The organism is Nitratireductor sp. WH36-1 (assembly GCF_058725515.1).
In genome coordinates, this window is record NZ_JBZXDP010000002.1 from 505,066 (window position 1) to 521,459 (window position 16,394).

Annotated in this window: 18 protein-coding genes and 5 pseudogenes; 12 read left to right on the forward strand and 11 right to left on the reverse strand. The window is 58.4% G+C overall.

The features are described from left to right. Positions 1-2: 2 nt before the first annotated feature. From AC4PTT_RS21470 to AC4PTT_RS21485, 4 genes and pseudogenes are all read right to left on the reverse strand, one after another. The gene (locus tag AC4PTT_RS21470) at positions 3-902 is read right to left on the reverse strand and encodes an ATP-binding cassette domain-containing protein (RefSeq protein WP_206548919.1); all 900 of its coding nucleotides are present in this window, start codon (positions 900-902) and stop codon (positions 3-5) included. Further along, positions 899-1,870 carry an ABC transporter ATP-binding protein gene (locus tag AC4PTT_RS21475; protein WP_492162921.1) on the reverse strand — a complete coding sequence of 324 codons (972 nt, stop codon included), beginning with the start codon at positions 1,868-1,870 and terminating at the stop codon, positions 899-901. Before AC4PTT_RS21475 ends, AC4PTT_RS21470 begins: the two co-directional genes overlap by 4 nt. 71 nt (positions 1,871-1,941) lie before the next feature. After that, a complete protein-coding gene (locus tag AC4PTT_RS21480) occupies positions 1,942-3,498 on the reverse strand; it encodes an ABC transporter substrate-binding protein (RefSeq protein WP_222474290.1) in 1,557 nt (518 codons plus the stop codon). A gap of 253 nt (positions 3,499-3,751) precedes the next feature. Next, positions 3,752-3,874: pseudogene (locus tag AC4PTT_RS21485) on the reverse strand (IS6 family transposase); the annotation flags it as partial. A gap of 457 nt (positions 3,875-4,331) precedes the next feature. On the opposite strand from AC4PTT_RS21485, the gene AC4PTT_RS21490 reads away from it, so the two are divergent. The 9 genes and pseudogenes from AC4PTT_RS21490 to AC4PTT_RS21530 all read left to right on the forward strand — a co-directional run bounded on the left by AC4PTT_RS21490 (position 4,332) and on the right by AC4PTT_RS21530 (position 9,748). Continuing rightward, positions 4,332-4,739 carry a hypothetical protein gene (locus AC4PTT_RS21490; protein WP_492162700.1) on the forward strand — a complete coding sequence of 136 codons (408 nt, stop codon included), beginning with the start codon at positions 4,332-4,334 and terminating at the stop codon, positions 4,737-4,739. Positions 4,740-4,972: 233 nt separating this feature from the next. Then, complete coding sequence (locus tag AC4PTT_RS21495; RefSeq protein WP_492162701.1) at positions 4,973-5,197, forward strand: hypothetical protein; 225 nt, start codon at positions 4,973-4,975, stop codon at positions 5,195-5,197. Between the two features lie 57 nt (positions 5,198-5,254). Next, a pseudogene (locus tag AC4PTT_RS21500) lies at positions 5,255-5,550 on the forward strand (type II toxin-antitoxin system RelE/ParE family toxin). After that, complete coding sequence (locus AC4PTT_RS21505) at positions 5,550-5,846, forward strand: addiction module antidote protein (RefSeq protein WP_492162922.1); 297 nt, start codon at positions 5,550-5,552, stop codon at positions 5,844-5,846. Before AC4PTT_RS21500 ends, AC4PTT_RS21505 begins: the two are co-directional and overlap by 1 nt. 186 nt (positions 5,847-6,032) lie before the next feature. Further along, on the forward strand, positions 6,033-6,296 hold the full coding sequence (locus AC4PTT_RS21510) for a BrnT family toxin (RefSeq protein WP_206553038.1): 264 nt from the start codon (positions 6,033-6,035) through the stop codon (positions 6,294-6,296). Further along, on the forward strand, positions 6,283-6,498 hold the full coding sequence (brnA, locus tag AC4PTT_RS21515; RefSeq protein WP_492162702.1) for a type II toxin-antitoxin system BrnA family antitoxin: 216 nt from the start codon (positions 6,283-6,285) through the stop codon (positions 6,496-6,498). Before AC4PTT_RS21510 ends, brnA begins: the two co-directional genes overlap by 14 nt. A gap of 25 nt (positions 6,499-6,523) precedes the next feature. Further along, positions 6,524-8,566 carry a CCDC174 family protein gene (locus AC4PTT_RS21520; RefSeq protein WP_492162703.1) on the forward strand — a complete coding sequence of 681 codons (2,043 nt, stop codon included), beginning with the start codon at positions 6,524-6,526 and terminating at the stop codon, positions 8,564-8,566. 21 nt (positions 8,567-8,587) lie between these two features. Beyond that, positions 8,588-8,698: pseudogene (locus AC4PTT_RS21525) on the forward strand (IS6 family transposase); the annotation flags it as partial. A gap of 165 nt (positions 8,699-8,863) precedes the next feature. Continuing rightward, the gene (locus AC4PTT_RS21530; RefSeq protein WP_492162704.1) at positions 8,864-9,748 is read left to right on the forward strand and encodes a hypothetical protein; all 885 of its coding nucleotides are present in this window, start codon (positions 8,864-8,866) and stop codon (positions 9,746-9,748) included. A 172-nt stretch (positions 9,749-9,920) separates the two neighbouring features. Here the strand turns inward: AC4PTT_RS21530 and AC4PTT_RS21535 are convergent, their stop codons facing one another. The 5 genes and pseudogenes from AC4PTT_RS21535 to AC4PTT_RS21555 all read right to left on the reverse strand — a co-directional run. Continuing rightward, a complete protein-coding gene (locus AC4PTT_RS21535; RefSeq protein WP_492162705.1) occupies positions 9,921-10,349 on the reverse strand; it encodes a type II toxin-antitoxin system VapC family toxin in 429 nt (142 codons plus the stop codon). Continuing rightward, the gene (locus tag AC4PTT_RS21540; RefSeq protein ID WP_492162706.1) at positions 10,346-10,597 is read right to left on the reverse strand and encodes a type II toxin-antitoxin system VapB family antitoxin; all 252 of its coding nucleotides are present in this window, start codon (positions 10,595-10,597) and stop codon (positions 10,346-10,348) included. The genes AC4PTT_RS21535 and AC4PTT_RS21540 overlap by 4 nt, the downstream gene beginning before the upstream one ends. A gap of 72 nt (positions 10,598-10,669) precedes the next feature. Next, a complete protein-coding gene (locus AC4PTT_RS21545) occupies positions 10,670-11,107 on the reverse strand; it encodes a hypothetical protein (protein ID WP_492162707.1) in 438 nt (145 codons plus the stop codon). Continuing rightward, the gene (locus tag AC4PTT_RS21550; protein ID WP_492162708.1) at positions 11,104-12,288 is read right to left on the reverse strand and encodes a ParA family protein; all 1,185 of its coding nucleotides are present in this window, start codon (positions 12,286-12,288) and stop codon (positions 11,104-11,106) included. The genes AC4PTT_RS21545 and AC4PTT_RS21550 overlap by 4 nt, the downstream gene beginning before the upstream one ends. 131 nt (positions 12,289-12,419) lie before the next feature. Next, positions 12,420-12,796: pseudogene (locus tag AC4PTT_RS21555) on the reverse strand (integrase core domain-containing protein); the annotation flags it as partial. Between the two features lie 241 nt (positions 12,797-13,037). Between AC4PTT_RS21555 and AC4PTT_RS21560 the strand changes: the two are divergent. From AC4PTT_RS21560 to AC4PTT_RS21570, 3 genes and pseudogenes are all read left to right on the forward strand, one after another. Continuing rightward, positions 13,038-13,558 (forward strand): annotated as a pseudogene (locus tag AC4PTT_RS21560) (IS6 family transposase); the annotation flags it as partial. Positions 13,559-13,799: 241 nt separating this feature from the next. After that, positions 13,800-14,975: a tyrosine-type recombinase/integrase gene (locus AC4PTT_RS21565; RefSeq protein WP_492162923.1), complete on the forward strand. Its 1,176-nt coding sequence runs from the start codon at positions 13,800-13,802 to the stop codon at positions 14,973-14,975. A gap of 182 nt (positions 14,976-15,157) precedes the next feature. Beyond that, positions 15,158-15,406: a WGR domain-containing protein gene (locus AC4PTT_RS21570; RefSeq protein WP_206546499.1), complete on the forward strand. Its 249-nt coding sequence runs from the start codon at positions 15,158-15,160 to the stop codon at positions 15,404-15,406. Positions 15,407-15,453: 47 nt separating this feature from the next. Here AC4PTT_RS21570 and AC4PTT_RS21575 read toward each other — a convergent pair whose 3' ends face one another. Next, complete coding sequence (locus AC4PTT_RS21575; RefSeq protein ID WP_206548922.1) at positions 15,454-15,966, reverse strand: RES family NAD+ phosphorylase; 513 nt, start codon at positions 15,964-15,966, stop codon at positions 15,454-15,456. Beyond that, positions 15,959-16,330 (reverse strand): antitoxin Xre/MbcA/ParS toxin-binding domain-containing protein, encoded by a 372-nt coding sequence (locus tag AC4PTT_RS21580; RefSeq protein WP_492162709.1) that lies wholly within the window; start codon positions 16,328-16,330, stop codon positions 15,959-15,961. Before AC4PTT_RS21580 ends, AC4PTT_RS21575 begins: the two co-directional genes overlap by 8 nt. Positions 16,331-16,394 lie beyond the last annotated feature (64 nt).

The following is a 16,394-nucleotide window of genomic DNA, read 5'->3' on the forward strand; positions in this document are numbered from 1 at the left end:
TGTTACAGTCTTTCCATGGCGCGGGGTTTTGCGACCGGGGTCTGTTCATTGCCTTGAGCGCGGGCAATGTGGCGGGGTGCACGCTGAGTTTCATCACGTGCGCGCCTTGCGGCAGGGGTCGCAGCTGGCACGGCCGCCAGCAAGGCCCGGGTGTAGTCGTGTTGAGGTGTGGTGAAGACTTGATTGGCTGAGCCGCTTTCAACGACCTTGCCCCTGCGCATGACCGCGATTCGGTCGGAGATGTGCCGCACCACGCCCAGATCGTGAGAAATGAACAGGTAGCTTATTCCGAACCGCTGTCGCAGATCTCCAAGTAAATTGATGATCTGTGCCTGCACCGAGACGTCGAGTGCGCTGACCGCTTCATCGCAGACCACCAGCCTTGGTTCGAGAGACAATGCGCGCGCGATTACGGCGCGCTGCTGCTGACCGCCGGAGAGCTGGTGCACGAACCGCTCTCCCAGCCCGTCGAGTCCTGTCAGATGCAGATACTCCTCCACCCTGTCGCGCCGCAGTCTCCGATTGCCTGACACGGGCAGCCCATGAGCTGCCATGGCCTCGTCGATCTGCGCTGCGATTGACATGCGCGGGTCCAGCGCGCGCGAGGGATTTTGCCAGATCATCTGGATACACGCCCGCTCCCGGCGCCATGCAGCTGTGCCAATGCGCGGCCCCCGGGCTCCATCGATCAGGACCTCTCCGCTGGTGGGTGGTTCAATACGGGCGGCGATCCGGCCGAGGGTCGATTTTCCGGACCCACTTTCGCCAACGATGCCCAGTACTTCACCGGGTGCGAGGTTCAGGCTGACATCATCAACCGCGCGCACTGCAGGACGGCGGCTGAGGAAGCCCCCGCCGTAGACACGGCTAATCCCTGTCAGCGTCAGGATATCTCCGCTCATCGTTCATCCCCGGGGTAGTGGCATGCGACACTGTGGCCCTCTTCTCGGGCCGTCAGAGCGGGCATCTCAACACAGGTCGTTGTGGCCTGTGGACAACGCGGCCCGAAGGCGCAGCCTTGTGGACGCGCGGTCGGGTTGGGCACAACGCCTTCGATGGCGACCAGACGTCCGGTGTTGTGGGTGCCCGCGTGCAGGCGACAGGCCATCAAGCCTCGAGTGTAGGGATGCGAGGGAGCGTCGAAGAGAGTGTCAGCGGTCGCCAGTTCGACGATCCGGCCAGAATACATGACCGCGACACGGTCGGCGATTTCTGCCACCACCCCCAGATCATGCGTGACGAAGATCATTGCAGCACCGGTTTCCGCCTGCAGCCTGCGCAGCAGTTTCAGGATCTGCGCCTGGGTTGTTACGTCGAGCGCCGTAGTGGCTTCGTCGGCGATTATCAGCTGGGGTTTGCAGGCCAGCGCCATGGCAATCATGATCCGCTGGTTCATACCGCCGGACAGCTCATGCGGGTATGCACGCAGACGCGCGCGTGGGTCTGGAATGCCGACCATCTCGAAAAGCTCTGTCGTTCGGTCGCGAGCCGCGCGGGACGTAAGCCCTTCGTGAAGGGACAACACCTCGGCAACCTGATCGCCGACCCTGCGAACCGGGTTCAAGGCAGCGGTGGCATCCTGGAAGATCATCGAAACCTTGCGGCCCCTGAGGCGCAGAAGAGCTGTTTCAGACAGACCGGAAAGCTCCTCACCAGCAAACATCACTCGCCCGGCCTTGCGCTTCACCGGCGCGGACAGCAAACCCATTGTCGCCAGGCAGGTAAGGGACTTTCCGCAGCCGCTTTCGCCGACAAGGCAAAGGGTTTCTCCCGGAGCCAGGTCGAAGGAGACATCCAACACCAGATCAGAGTGTTCCGTGCCGACGCAAAGCCCATCGACCCGGAGCAACGGCTCAGATCGCGAAGCCATTGCTCCGGCAGGAGCGCAGGCCATCGATACGCGCCGGCTATTTCCGGCGCGCATCATGTTTTCCATCAGGGTCACTGAGTAGCGGCCTGATCTTCGAAATTGTAATTTCGCAGGTCAAGATAGAAGTGCGAATAGGGGCGCCACTCGAGCGATGAACGCACGCCATACGTTTCCAGCGGCTGGTAAAGGATAGTGCCCGGTGCTTCGTCTTCCCAGATGTCGAGCATTTTCTGGAAAACCACTTTGCGTTCCGCCAGATCAGATGTCACGTCCAGCTCTGCACCGAGCACATTGAAGTTCTCTGGCGTCCACTCATTCTTCCGCTGAACACCCTGATGGGGGCCCCAGAGGTTCCACAGGCCACCGGCGGGATCGGGGAAGCGGGTGGTATTGGACCAGGTCCGTACCATACGCTCGTTCTCAGGCACGCCCATGACGTCCTCGACGAGGTTCAGCTTGCCGTTGATGCCGACGGCCTTCCACATCTCCATGATCGCTTCTGCGGCGGGCACGGTATTGACGTAGTAGTTGGGGTTGGTGCTGTAGTAGATGGTCTCGCCGTTATAACCGGCTTCGGCCAGCAATTCCTTCGCGCGTTCGGGATCATAGGTGAGACCTTCGCGGTTCGGCTCGAACAGTGCGCCATACTCCTTGTACTGGTGCGACAGCGGCACGACGGTCTTGCCTGCCCAAAGGGCCTGCACCAGAAGGTCACGGTCAATGGCCAGATTCATTGCCTGGCGGATACGCTTGTCGGCGATCACCGGGTTCTTGGTGTTGTAGACGAGGACGTGGGAGTTCGACAGCACCACCGAGCGCGCTTCGACATTGTCGTAGCTGTCGATCTGGGCGATCTGATCCGGGCCGATGGTCGTGACGATGTCGAAGTCACCGGCGACGAGACCGGCGATGCGCGCAGCTTCTTCGGGCACCTTCACGAAAGTAAGAGACGCCGCCTTGGGCTTGCCACCGAAATAATCGTCGAAGGCCACGAGGCGGATCGACTGGTCTGGCTTGTATTCGTCCAGCATGAAAGGACCGGTGCCGACAGGAAACTGAGGATAGCTGTCGCCGGCATTTTTCAGCCAGTCGCTCTTGTTGACGACCCATGCAGTCCAGGAGGCCAGGCGCTGTTCAAAGATCGCGTCAGGCACTTTCAGGGTGAAGGTCACTTCGAGCGGGCCGGTTGCCTCGACGCTCTCGATGTTGCCGAAATAGCCGCGACCATTGGCCATTATCGCCTCCGGGCCGGACAGGCGTTCGGCGGAGAAGGTGAAGGCGACGTCTTCGGCGGTCATTGTCTCGCCGTTGTGGAACTTGACGCCTTCGCGCAGCTTCAAGGCGAGCGTGCGGTCATCGGTCCATTCCCAGCTTTCAGCGAGCGCGGGAACCAGTTGCGAGCCCGAGCCATCTTCTGCTGACAGGAAATCACGGCGGATCACGGTGTCGAAGATGTCATAAGTTATGCGGGTGCCGATATTGGAGAGTTCCTTGGCGGGCTCAAGGGTCGGCGGGAGATCCGGAACAGCGACGACGATGTCGGGGCGATCGCTGGCGGTTGCAGCGGACGCGCCGAGCACTGCAGTCAGGCCGAAGGCGACGCCTGCAATGGCGGACAGAATTTTCAATGGATTTCTCCGGGTGAGATGTTCACATGGCTTGCGCTGGGCAAGCAGAACCTCCCCCTAGAAACGTGACATGACACCTGCGTGACGACTGCCTTACAACCCCGTGACAATTTTGTCGGCTTCGTATTCCCAAGAGCGCTTCATGTTGAATGAATGCAATCTCATACAATCGATGCATTGCAGCTTGGTCGAGTGTGCGACGGCGATGTCACGTTAACGAGATCGGGACGCGATTGGATGTGTGGCGCTGTTTTCAGCGGCCGATGGTTGCAGCGTTCCATTCTGCCATGGCGCGCAGGCGATGACTGCGAATGCCGAGAGCGGAGCGCTGTGAGCGGGGCGGGACGAAAAGGTTGTGGGGACCACTCTCAATGCTGGTGCTTTGGACGGGATTGTCCAACTGGCATTCGATGAGCAAAAGCGCATGAAACTCTCAATCCGAGTCTCTATATGTCGCCAAGTCGGAATCTTGTGCGGGACAGGTCTGGGGGGGGGGGGAGGGGCTTCACCATTTTCCGGCGATCTGGTCGGTATTGTTGATGGCGGCCCTACTGATGATTCAGTTTGTAATCATCAGTAGGTTTTTTGTGGACTATCAAAACACCCCTTCAAAGTCTCAACAGGACATTGTTGCGGTATGGAGGGGGGGGTAGTAGCGATTCTGGGGCACCGGACGCTCGCATTCACCATATTTAATATTGGACTTCTCTTCTCCGCCTCTCAGATGGCGAATGTTCTCGTTCCCGGTTTCGTCAAAGACACCTTGAATCAAGGCAGTGACGTCTATGGTCTCCTTGAAGCAGCTTGGGCCGTTGGGGGGGGGGGTAATTTTGGTGACGGCGGCGGCGCAAACAAAGTTGTTCAGCGCTCATCGCTGGGAGCTTATCATCCTCGTAGTGGTCGGGGTCGCAATGGTGGCATTTGCCGCCTCTAGAAATATTCCCCTGTTGGTCATGATTTACGCGGTTCTCGGCGGTATGTTCGCATTGGGAAGAGCTATATGTGACGGTCGAATACTAATTCTTGCGAAGAATGAAGAAATCGGTCGTGTCCGTGCTGCCACATCAATGGTGGTCAACCTATTGGGCACGGCGATCTATATATCGCCTACGGTGACCGGCATCGACGATGCGATTTTTTATTATGTCTTGTGGGGCGTTCTGATCTCGGCTGTAGGGGCTATCATGTTGGGACTGAGTGCTTATTCTGGTCGATCTAGTCCGCCTACATCAACTCTTTAAGCAGGGCTATGTTGCGCTATCGAGTCTGCATCAGGTCCGAAGGATAACGGGCCTCTCAATTGTTTGGACACGGCCGCGTCTGACCGCCTGCGCCGTGACGGATATTGCGCAAAGCGCTTCTCCCTCATGGTGCATATGCCCGACCGGCAAGGCATTCCCGCAGTCTCACGCTCACGGCAAGCCAAGACACGGCGGCATTCCATAGCCTGCTAGACCGACTCTGGATTGATTGCATGCGCACGAAACCGCGCGTGATCCTGTCTGTTGGCGTTCAGTTGAGCGATGTGATCGCTCTTGCCGAACGGCCCGGAGAACTGTTCCTGCCGCTTGAACCCGGCGCTGCCAGCTCACGCGAAAAGCTCGCCACGACAATCGACCGATTGAACCGCAGATTTGGAGGCCGGGTTGTCACCTTCAGCGTCAATCAGGCGCACCCCGGATTCTTTGAAAAAGGCTAAGTGATCCGCATTGGAATTAGCAACTAAAGTGGACAATTCCGGCGCTAGCAACCATAGTTGTCACATAATCGAGCTAATCAAGACCGGTGGATCACCCGGCTCCGTGATCGTAAGGGACGGGCCATCATTGAGGCCCGAATTCGCCGGTTGAGCCTTGGAAATCCCGGCACTGTCAAGCCAGTGGGCGAAGGCGTGTCGGAAATGAAGATCGACTTCGGCCCCGGATACCGGGTCTATTTCATCAAGCACGGCCCGTTGTGGTCGTGCTGTTGTGTGGCGGCGACAAGAGCAGCCAAGACCGGGATATCGTGACCGCCAAGGCCATTGCTGCACAATGGAAGGAGCAAGAATGATGGACGTGAAATTCAGCCGATACGATACCGCCGACTATCTCAAGACCGAAGATGACATTGCCGACTATCTGGAAGCGGTCATGGAGGACGGCGACCCCGCCCTTATCGCCGCTGCGCTTGGCGATGTGGCCCGTGCCCGAAACCTGAGCCAGCTTGCGCGCGAAGTCGGCATGAGCCGCCAAGGTCTCGACAAGGCCCTGTCGGGCGAAGGAAACCCAACACTTGCAACCGTGATGAAGGTTGCCCGGGCGCTCAATATCCGCCTGTCCTTCAAGCCCGCCCAGCCGGCAGCATAACAAGACAGCGCCGGCTCTTTGAGGGGAACCGACGCCCCTCGCCTGTCGCGCTGGACATAGCTGCGGCCGCCTATGGCTGCCACATCGGACCCGACCGGAGACATCCAATATCGGAGGGCCGAACTGGCGATGGTAGTCACATAAAACCATGCTTGGAAATGGATAATTACTATACCATATTTTCGCATGGATTTTGAGTGTGACCCCGCTAAAAGTGCCTCGAATCTGTCGAAGCATGGCATCTACTTTGATCAGGCACAGGCTCTTTGGGATGACCCGTGGATGCTCGAAGCGCCCGCAAAGACCGAGGGCGAACCGCGCTTTCTGTCGATCGGGAAGATCGAGGGCAAGCACTGGGCGGCGGTTTGGACGCCGCGAAGTGATGCGGTGCGGATCATCTCGGTGCGCCGTGCCCGAAAAGAGGAGATCGGATACTATGAAGGCAACTGAGTTCGATAAAAAGTTCGACGCCGGTGAGGACGTGAGCGATGCAATCGACTGGTCCCAGGCGCGCCGCCCAAAAGACCAGCCTAAGCGCGTGAACGTGGATTTTCCGGCGTGGGTCGTTGAGAGCCTAGACAAGCAGGCTCGGCGCCTCGGCGTGACCCGGCAATCGCTGATCAAGCTGTGGATCGCTGAACGGCTTCAGTAACGCTGGGAAGAAGGAAGCTGACTAGTTGTATAAGCTCGCAGTTATGATGGGTGATAGTATCAATGTGCCATATGAAACGCCGCGTTTCTCGCATGGAATATCACTCTTTAAATCCATGATAATGGCGCTGAGCCTTCTGGTGTCAGCGTCCGGCGCAAAGGCTGGGCCGATGCCTCCCCTCCCGGACCTGGCCGGACACACCTTGTTCGGCGCTACAGCTGAAAGCGGCGCGGTCTGGTCGGTCTATCTGGGCCATGACGGGCGCGCCGAATTCTCCTATGCCAGCGGCAACACTGGCACGGCGCGCTGGCGCGCTGCCGACAAGGAGGTGATCTGTTTTGCATTCGATGACAGCGGCGCGGAAACCTGCAAGCGTGGCAGCGCCTATGGCATTGGCAGCGGCTGGTCCACGGTCTATCCACGAGAGGATGGCGGCTGGCGCCCCTATCAGGAAGACCCGTATGGCTCTTCGCGTATTTTCGCGGCCTGGCCGGGGCATCACCGCCACAACCCGGCTTCATTTACCGGAGATCTGCGCGATTCGCTGCCCGGCCGGCTTTATTTCGACGATCTCGGTACTGGCGTATTCGCGGTTGAGGTGCGCCCTGATGGCACCGGCGCACTGTTGTCATCCAGGGGGGTTCGTCAGATTGAAGAGACAGAATACGGGGCGCGGCATGTTTGTATAGATGAGGAATGCGCGGAGCTGCGGATCGAGCATGAGCGGCTGCGGCTGTTCAAGCGCGGCAACGACCGGTCTGAGGGCAACCTGATCTACCTGGCATTGGGCCGCTACGATACCCCTGCCGCGCCAAAACCGAGAGACATGCCTGAACCGGCTCCCTCTACCGATACCGTGGCCGAGGTCCTCTCTGCCGAAGTGCCACCACCGGAAGGCGAAGACTGCGGAGGCTCTATTTTTGGTGGTGCCGACGCTGCTTGTGTAGATGCGAAGATCAGCGCGGCAAGGGAGGAGGCTTTGGCTGCCGCCGGGTGGAAACCAGCGCAGCCTGTAGAGAGCGCCCCTGAGATGGACAAGCGAGAGATCGAATATCCTTGGTTCGGGCGCTATGACGACATCCCGATCCGAAACGTTAAAACATGGGATCTTAGTGATCCGGTACGGGTTGATTTCGAAAATGGATCACCGAGGATCGGCGGGCGCATTTTGATGCCCGGATTTGAGCCTGATGCTGCACGAATTGTTGCGGTGACTGAATCATATGCTCTGATCCGTTATTCAGATCCGATATTGCCGAACGGCTGCGCCGAAGCCTATCGCTGGCTTTGGGTCACGGAACCTGATTACGGGCTGATGTCACCCCCCTTCGGGGCTTGCACCGAAGCGGAAGAGGTTGAGCTGACATGGCAAGGCGCGAAGCTTCTGGCAACAATCACGCCGGAAGCTGGGGTGGCGAGCACATTCAGTATCTTTCCGTCACGTAGGGATGGCCGCAGTCCGCTGCGGGTGTCCGTCACCTCTGGTCCGTCGATTGAGTTCGCGCCGCTCGATGAACAGGATTGGAAAGCAATCGAACGCCGCGAAGCCAAAGCCCGCCTTGCGGCCGAAGAACAGCAAACGGCAGAGGCGCAGCGTCAGGCCAGGGAAGCCCGAAGGGATGAACGCGCAGCGCAACTGGAGGTCAGACGTCAGTCCGCCAGACCCGCTGGGCAACTTGATGGTGGGAATGTCTTCGACATCCTTGCTCAGGATGCAGTGCAATCCGCCATGGCGGATTCTGAAAATGGGAAAGGCCTGCGTGACGTGTTCGCGCAGTATTTCAACACCGCAACCTATATGCCGGGAAACAGGCGGGTCGGCGATACTTATATGGGCTTGGCCTGCGGCCCGGACGGGTGTGATGAACTTCAGGTCATGGTGCTTTATGATGCCGGGACTGGGGCCGCATTCGGAGCCGTATCTGCCGGTTTAAGCACCTCGATCAAATTTGGTTCTGAAGGCTGGTTCGAAGAAAAGGAGGAACTGCTGGCGCCGGACCTCAAGGCGATGATGGAGGGAATGGGAAAGGTGATGGCGGCCGACATGGTGTCTGAATACACGGAGTGAGCGATGATCCGGCGTAACCCGTCCAAGCGGTTTTTCCGAAACGTGCTTGAACGCCATGGCCGGCCCGAGCGGGTCGTCATCGACGGCAGCCAGACCAAACGGGAGGCGATTGTCTCCTGCGATGCCGAGAACTGACTGCGGGACCGCTCGCGGCGCGCCCCGATGACATTTTCGACTTTGGCCGCGTATACCCCGAACGGCAGGAATTGCCCGAAGCCGATCAGAAGCGGATGGACGAATTGACTGCCGTGGTTGACGATCTGGCCGACCAGATCGATGCGGATGAAGACGCAAAGGATGCGCGCGCGTCTTGAGCAGATCGAGGCGGAAATGGAAACGCTGACCGCTGCAATGGATGTATATAAGCCCGCCGACAAGGCGAAAGCCGGGGCGATGGTCTTCATGGACTTTTACGGCAACACCGAAATCGCGCGTGGCCTTGTACGCGCCGAGGATGAGAACGACGAGGGCGGCACCGAAGAAGGCCCGGAGGCGGGCAATTCCGAAGCAGAAGCCGAGGCCCCCGTCATGAAGTATTCGGCGGCCCTGATCGAAGATCTGACCGCACAGAAGACCGCCGCCCTGCGTGTGGAGTTTGCCAACAATCCCGATATCGCGCTGGTGGCCGTGGTCCATGCGCTTCTTTTGGGAAGCGTCTACAGGACCGGCAGCGCCTACAATTCTGCAAGCGGACATTCTGCCCTGCAAATCTCGCTCACCCATGAGGCGCACGAGGTTGCCATGAAGAACCCCGAAAGCTGCAAAGGAGCAAAGGCGTTCGCTGACATGCAGGAGCGTTGGGGCGACAAGCTTCCCGGCAATCCCGCTGACTTGTGGGAATGGTGCTATGACCAGTCCCACGATGAGCTTCTTTCTCTCATGGCCTTCGCCGCCGCTCACAGCCTCAATGCCATGGAACCGAAGTTCCATTGCCGTTCAGCCGGCATCGCTCACGCCAACCAGATCGGCAAGGCGCTCAATGTGGACATGCGCGACTGGTTCACGACCACCGGCGACAGCTATTTCCGTCACCTTAACCGGCAGAGCATCGCCGGTATGAAGAAGGCGGAAGCCGCCACATATGCCGACCGTCAGGTTGAGGGCACTGGATGGCTCCCCTCCCCCATTCGGATCACCACGCCCGCAGACGAGGGCGACGAGCTTCCCGAAGCGGCTGAATAGCAGCCGCTGCCGGTCGCGCTTTTGTCTCCGGCGCAGCCCCGTTTTCCATCCCGCCGCAGGCGGGGCGCAGCGCAGCGAAGCAGCCGGAGGGCTGAACGCGCTCATCATATAGCGCCGAAGAGAAGCCCGGAGGCTGTGGTAAACGGGGCTGTGTCGGCTTCCACGCCCGCCCCTACCCTATGTCGGTTTCGGAGAAGTCGTTGCCCTTGTAGAGCAACGGCAGACGGTAGACCCGAGCGGCACCGTAAGCGAAGCAATCACCAAAGTTCAACGATGCCGGATGACCGGCAACTTTGCCATATCGCGCCATGGCGTCGATGGCTTCAGCGCCCACCCGCGCGTCAATCGGCGCTTCCTTCGCCCGGATCGCCTGGACGAATTCATCGACCAGCGAGCGGGCGTCAGCAATCACCTGTTCTCGATCAATCTTGCCCTTCGCGGCCGCGATATGGAGCCAGGAGATTGCGGCGACTGCCTCGAACCGCACGAGCGGCGATATGTAGAGCTGGCCCGGCGCATCGTTGAGCCGCTTTTCCAGTTCTTCAAAACCTGGCTCTTCATTGAGGATCGCGACAATGACGGATGCATCAACGAGGCTCATTCGCTTTCATCCCAAAGCTCATTCATGAACTTTTTCATGTCGATATCACGAACGGGCGGGCCAAGGCGCTCACGCGCCTTGGCCCGCAGCTCTGCGAGTTTCTGGCGTACAGGGATCGTTTCATCGGCGCGCTCCAGCTCATGCTGTAACGCTTTGCGGACAGCATCGGTCTTGGTCTTGGCACCGAGCGCGATGCGCACTTTCTCGGCCAGATCGTCTACGCTGGAATCTCGGATATAAAGGGCCATCGGGATATTCCTTTCTGCATATTCAAATATGCGAGAAGGGATATCCCGTCAATCTGTCCAATGGTTGAAGCGTCAGCCCCGAGTGAGGCAGGGATTCCCGGACACAGGCTCCAGCTCGATGCGAAGTTCCTTCGCGTCTGCCTTGAGCGTCACAGTTCCACCGGCGAACAGCAGATTGGTCGCCGCGTTCCATTCCGCGCCGTTCTGCGTCGACAAGATCGCGGCTGCATTGATCTTCAAGGACGCAGTGTCATCGCCCTGCTCAACTTCGAGCGTTCCGCTCTCAAGTTCCTTGCCGCTTAGCTTTACAAGCATGTAGTTTTGCGGCGGAATGAACGCTCCATCCGGATCGCAAACAAGCGTCAGTTGGAAGGGCGCGGCATTCAGATTGTGAATGACCAGCACTTTGTCGTTCTCGATCTTCCACGCTTCGGCATACGCAGGCACCGCTGCAAAGGTGCTGCCAATCAAACCAGTCATGACGACGAGTTTCCCGAAATTGCGCATCATCCAATCAGTTCCTTTAGTACGGTTCGAGCTGCCCTGTTAAACGCAACATTTGCAGCGCCTCGAACAATATCCCCCGGCTTCATACTACCAAATGGATCGTACTTCTTTGCCCATTTCGCATAAAGGTTGTGATCAACCTTGCATATGATCTGGTGGGTTGTGATCGCGAGTTGGTCGCGTGCACCTGGCACACCAGCATCGGAAAAGTCGCTATCCGCGATGGTAACAGTTCGAGCAATAACTTTTGCGAGCTGGCTTGTATGCCCGCCATGTTTCTCAAGGCATTGATTGGCGAGCCGTTGCGCATCTTCGGCAAAGCCAACTCGCACTGTAACGCGAACGGGCGGAACATCGTTTGCCATATTCTCTTTTGGAGACTGGTGGCTTGGCTTTGGCTGGTTGTTGGAGCCGGCCTTACTGACGATATTGGGCTGCGATGGTTCGGTCCCATTTGCCGGTTCTGGTTCCTCAGCTCCAACAAGATCAACATTCATGACGGCACGCAAAAGCGACCGCGCTTCTTCGAGTGCGTCCGCAACATAGCGCGCCGGCTGTTTGTTCTCCTGTAGGCGCTTCATCATCTCGCCAAGCAGAATACCGTTATCCGTCGTGTTGTAGACGTTCTTGTCCGACACGAAGACGCGCAGCATCGCGGGATGCTCGGCCATTTCGAAGAAATGTTCGCTTAGCGCCTTCGGATATTTGGTGCCTGGCTTGATCTGGTTGAGGACAAAGCAGATTGGCGGAAGGTCTTCAGGGTTCTCAACCGCCTCTTTCAGCAACATGTACCGATTGTATGTCGCCATCTGCTCGGAAAAATCCGTCTTGGAAACCTTCAATGGAATGATGATGCGGTCGGAAAGTGCGATCACTTCATCAACCCACACCTCAAGGACGCTTTGCGTGTCTATGAGGCAGTAATCGACCTTGCCAGATGCATGTGCCTTGTCGATCAGCTCTTCAATATCTTCAGTCGATAGACAATGATGAGCCGACACAAATGCTGCACTGTCCGGGTCATTCTCTGCCAGACTTTCGGCAAATGCCATTGTGCTTCTGATCGGATCAGAATCGATCAGCAAGACGTGCTTGCCATCAGCTACCATCGCGGACAGCAACACTCGGATCAACGTGCTTTTGCCCGTACCGCCTTTCTGTCCGATGAGCGAAATTACCTTCATATCAACCTCGACTGTATGGGGGTGCATACAGCTGAATAGTGCGAATGCACGTCAATCGATCCATGATTCATTAATCAAGTGTTGCCCGATAACTCCACTCATCGGCATAGCTTAGCCGTCAATAGGCACAAGCGGACATTGTTGTAGTCCTTACGCCATCCCTCCATTTTCAAGCGGGCGTCGTCAAGCGTCAGGAACCAGTGCGCATTGAGGCACTCCGTCCTGAACTTGCCACTGAAGGACTCGATGAACGCATTGTCCGTGGGCTTGCCCGGACGCGAAAAGTCGAGATCGACGCCACGCTGATAGGCCCATAGGTCAAGATCACGGGAGATGAACTCCGAGCCCTGGTCAACCCGGATCGTCTTCGGGTAGCCGACCAGCGACATGTCCGTTCCAGCGTCGCCACGACATCTTCTCCCCGGTAGCTGAACCGCGGATCGACCACCGGCGAGAACCGTGAGAAGGTGTCGACGACGGTCAGAACGCGGATCTTGCGACCCGTCGCTCTCGCACGCCCGAGCAACTCTTCAGGCCTGGAGGAACGACTACAACCTCAACCGCCCACACTCCCGGCTCGGTTGGCTGACCCCGACCGAATATGCCGACACCTTGAACCCGAAACGGGATCTGCCGCTCCGCTCGCTCGCGAGCTCCGCGTCAGACCCCGTCAATAGCCCCGGCCATATCGGCCAAACCCACCGCCAGAGTCTCCTCAAACTGGATAAAACTTGGGGGGCAACGTCACTGCCTATGCGCGTGACCTGCGCCGCAAGCAGCCATCCCCCAGTGATGTTGGTTTCTTGATGAGATGCGCATCGTTATTGCTGGCAAGAAGCACTGGCTCTGGCGCGCCGTCGATCAGGACCGCTATGTGCTGGACGAAATCGTTCAGACCCGGCGCATCACCAAGGCTGCCAGGCGATTGCTAACCCGGCTCCTGAAAAAGCAGGGGATCGCACCAAAACGGATGATCACCGACAAGCTGCGCTCTTATGGAGCCGCCAGGCGACAGGTCATGCCGACTGTCGAGCACTGGTCGCATAAGGGATTGAATAACCGTGCGGAGAATTCGCATGTGCCGCTTAGAAAGCGAGAATGGTCAATGCAGGGCTTTCAATCACCTGGAAGCCTGCAGCTTTTCATCTCGATCTTCTCCGCCGCCCGCAACCTTTTCGTCCCGCCTCGCTCACAGTGCTCCGCTCTTGGCATTCGCAGTCATCGCCTGCGCGCCATGGCAGAATGGAACGCTGTAACCATCGGCCGCTGAAAACAGCGCCACACATCCAATCGCGTCCCGATCTCGTTAACGTGACAGCGCCCCATCAGCCTATCTCGCAAACACCTGCCTCGTCGTTAACGTGACAAGCCCTGTTCAGGGAATGGCAGGAACGGCGTATCATCGCCCGGCGCTTTTTGTGCGCTATCAACAACAAAACCGCCGCGCCTGTCGGGTACAAATAATGTCCGATAATCTTGCATTATCGGACATCTGCGTACTAGATGGCGAAATGGCCTCTGAGATCGAGCAGAATACCAAAAACTGGCACTTAGCCCCGTCTGCGACGCGAGAGAGCACGTCGCAAAACGACGAATCTCGCACTCAGAATGCCATAACAACGTTAAAATGCGATCAACCATCGCCAGAAAATCCTGACCTGCCGGACATTGTCGACATCGTGCTGGCCATGGATGAGCCGGAGGCCCCCTCCCCTCTCCTGCCCGCCGAAACGGACCCGCTCGTCGAAACGGCGCGCAGTTACGCGCGCGCGGCCCGCTCGGAAGCCACACAGCGCGCCTACGCTGCCGATTGGCGTCATTTCGCCTCCTGGTGCCGGCGCACGGGCTTCTCGCCCTTACCGGCCAATCCAGAGACCGTGGGGCTATACCTGTCCGCCTGCGCTTCATCCTCACCGCGGCCGACCGTTTCGACGTTGGAGCGGCGGCTTTCCGGGCTCTCTCAGGCGTTCTCGCAACGTGGGGACCGTCTCGACCGCAAGGATCCGCACATTGCAGAAGTCTTTGCCGGCATTCGCCGCAAACACGGCCGCCCGCCGGTTCAGAAGGAAGCGCTTTTGGCTGACGACATTCTGGCCATGCTCGAAACCCTGCCCTACGATCTGCGAGGACTGCGCGACAGGGCGGTGCTGCTGGTCGGCTTTGCTGGCGGATTGCGCCGCTCCGAGATCGTTGGCCTCGATGCCGGTGTCGACCAGACGGAAGATGGCTGTGGTTGGGTCGAGATGTTCGAAAACGGCGCGCTTCTCACGCTGCGCGGCAAAACCGGATGGCGTGAAGTGGAGATCGGGCGCGGCTCGGCAGACCGTTCCTGCCCCGTTGAAGCGCTGAAAATCTGGATGCGGCTCGGGCGCGTGGCCCATGGTCCGCTGTTTCGCAGAATTCGCGGTGAGAAATCGGTTCAGGAAAGCCGTCTCAGCGACAAACATGTCGCCAGACTGGTCAAAAAGACCGCGCTCGACGCCGGTTTGCGTCCGGAATTGTCTGAAAAGGAGCGTGAAAAGCTGTTTTCGGGCCATTCCCTGCGCGCCGGGCTTGCCTCTTCAGCCGAGGTGGACGAACGCTTCGTTCAAAAGCAGTTGGGCCACACAAGCGCTGAAATGACCCGCCACTATCAGCGTCGCCGCGATCGTTTCCGGGTCAATCTCACCAAGGCGAGTGGTCTCTAGAGCAGTTCCAGCATCGGTTTTGCGTCCCACACTCTATAGAAACAAAGGGATTGAGCGCTCTCGATACCGCGCATTCGCCCTCGATCTTCAGTGACGGAACGATAAGCGACGTGAATCGGTCACCGCTGATCGATTCAGCAAATGCGTTGGACGCAGCCGGTTTTTCCGGGCCAGCTATAGGCATGGCTACCAACCCACATCTCTGCTGTCTGAAACGCATCGATCCCGCACGCAACATGGCGCGCTATTACACGCTTTCCGTTGAGCCCACACTGTTTGGCGACGCTGCTCTTGTGCGCCAGTGGGGCCGGATCGGCACGCGCGGGCAGTTCAAGATCAATCTCTTCGACACGACGGGGGCTGCGGAGACAGCCCTCCAGCGCCTGCGCAAAATCAAGGAAAAGCGCGGATATCATCCCGAAATGAGCTGAAACGAGCCATTTTCAGGTGAAAATACCGAGAAAACCGAAAAAAGGATCTAAAGCCAGGAAGCCGCGTCATTTGGCAGTCTGTGCTCGGGATCCGTCACGGAAAGACCGGGCCCTTTCTCTCCATTCCAGCTCCACAGCGCGACGCAGCTTCCGCCGGGCGACATGAAGGATGGATAGATCACGCCGTGATAGCCTTGCAGAAGCAGTTTTTCGCGCAGGAGATGGGTTTCGGGCAGCTTTCCGGCATCCATATCCGCCCGCCACTCGCACTGATGCAAAGCTGGCGATTGCCCGACTGCCTCAAGCCCCTCTTCGCTCGTCAGATCCGCAAGGCGCGCTTTTGAAAGCGTCAGCTGGGCGATCAGTGCGGGGTGCTGCACAAATCCCTGATTATATTCAGCCCAGGCCGTGGAAAGCTCCCGCGCCGCGTAGATCGTGGCTGCTCCAACCGGGTTCCAGCGTCCGCCAAAGCGTGCGGCCCCCTCCCCTGAGAGCGGCGCGTGCGCCCAACGCGGCACATAGGCCCGCCAAAGGGTCTCATTGCGCAATTCTTCAGGCATAGACGCCGGCACGCACCGCTTCGAGATAGGTCAAAACCTTGTCGGCCTTCCCCTCCCCTACCAAATCATAAGCGGTTTTTCCCGCCCAGCCGGGAATGGGCTGATGCTTGAACCAGATCACGGCCCGGTGCTCATCCCCGGCCATTTCCGTCGCCATTACCAGAATGCGCACAACCGGGCTCAGCGCCTGATCAACCTTTCTCTGGCCGGATTTGGCCGTCAGCGTGTTGCGGGCAACGCCAATCAGCCGTGCGAGCTCCACCATTGTCACGCCCAGAAGTTCAGAAACCCGCCGGGCGGATAGAAACGGTGCGCGTTCGTCAGCGAAATGGGCCGCTGCGAAATCGAGTTCTGCCGCAGTCATGCTCTTTGACCTCCTGAATCAACGCGAAATGAGCACATAATGATCACTACCCGATTAATCTATG